The organism is Luteimicrobium sp. DT211, assembly GCF_049844995.1.
Lineage (GTDB): Bacteria > Actinomycetota > Actinomycetes > Actinomycetales > Cellulomonadaceae > Luteimicrobium.
Genome location: NZ_JBNCMC010000020.1, coordinates 1 through 1439, shown reverse-complemented (window position 1 = coordinate 1439; position 1439 = coordinate 1). Strand labels below are relative to the sequence as shown.

The window sequence follows — 1439 nt, the reverse complement described above, 5'->3', positions numbered from 1 at the left end:
TCTGTGAAGTCTCACGACATCGTGGACACTTCTTCGGGTGACATTCCGGGCATGGTGTCTCACGACATCGTGGACAGTTCGGCGGCCCGGTGTCCGTGGGCGTGGGCTTGGAGCTCGTGGAGACGAACCCTGTGCCGCCGGATGTGCGGTGGGCGATCGCGACCTGGTCCGACGACGCGCCGCGGGGTGCGGTCAGCGCGTTCTGCGTCGAGCACCAGATCTCGCGCAGCGTGTTCTACAAGATCCAGGCCCTGGCACGTGAACACGGCCCGGGAGCGGTCGTCGTCCCCGGGTCGCGTGCACCGGCCACGAGCCCGGGAAGGGTCGGACGCGAGGGCGTGGACCAGGCCCTGGCGGTGCGCGCGGACCTCGCCCGCCGGGGCCTGGACCACGGCCCGTTGTCGGTGATCGACCAGATGCGCCGGGCCGGGCTTCACGCACCGTCGCGGGCGACGTTGGCCCGGTACTTCCGCGCCGAGGGTGTCGTAGTCCCCGACCCTCGGAAACGGCCCCGGGCCGCGAACCGGCGGTTCGTCCACCCGGCCCCGAACTGCATGTGGCAGATCGACGCGTTCGACTGGACCCTGGCCGACGGGTCCCCGGCCACGGTGTTCCAGGTCATCGACGACCACTCCCGCCGGATCCTGGCCTCCCTGGCCGCGCGCGGGGAGACGTCCGCGAACGCGATCGAGGTCGTGGGCCTCGCGATCGACCGGTTCGGGGTCCCGCTGCGGTTCTTGTCCGACAACGGTGCCGCGTTCAACCCGACCCGCCGCGGGCACACCGGGGCCCTGGTCGAGCTCCTGCGTTCCCTTGGCGTGGTCCCGCTCACCGGCAAGCCGGGCAAGCCGACCACCCAGGGCAAGAACGAACGCGTGCACAAGACCACGATCAAGTTCCTCAACGCCCGGCCCGCCGCGGCCACCATCACCGAGCTCCAGGCCCAGCTCGACACCCACGACGAGCACTACAACGTCCGTCGAGGCCACCAGTCGCTGGGCATGGCGACCCCGGTCGAGGCCTGGAACGCGACCCCCGTCGCCGGCCCGCCACCGCTCCCGGTCAACCCGCCGCTGCCTGTGCCGCCCGTCCCGTCCCGGCCGCTACCGCTGGCCCGCACCGCGATCGTTCCCTCGCCCGTGACCACGACCGTGACGAGCGCCGGGCGCGCCCAAGCGCACGGCACCGAGTTCCACGTCGGCAAACCGCACGCCGGCACCGAGGTGACCATCACCTACACCGCCAGGACCGTCACGATCACCACCAGCACGGGACACGAGCTACGCACCTACGCGCGTCCAGCCGACGGGACCCGACACGTCGGCCCCAGGACCCACCCGGCGGCCTCGTGAACCCGACCGTCCACGATGTCCTGAGACACCCAACCGTCCACGATGTCCTGAGACAGAACCGTCCACGATGTCGTGAGACATCACAGA

At 70.9% G+C, this 1439-nt stretch carries 1 protein-coding gene; it reads left to right on the top strand.

The genetic code is table 11. The features are described 5' to 3' along the window. Window positions 1-116: 116 nt before the first annotated feature. Window positions 117-1352 (top strand): DDE-type integrase/transposase/recombinase, encoded by a 1236-nt coding sequence (locus ACLQ14_RS19395; protein ID WP_425816089.1) that lies wholly within the window; start codon window positions 117-119, stop codon window positions 1350-1352. Window positions 1353-1439: the final 87 nt, after the last annotated feature.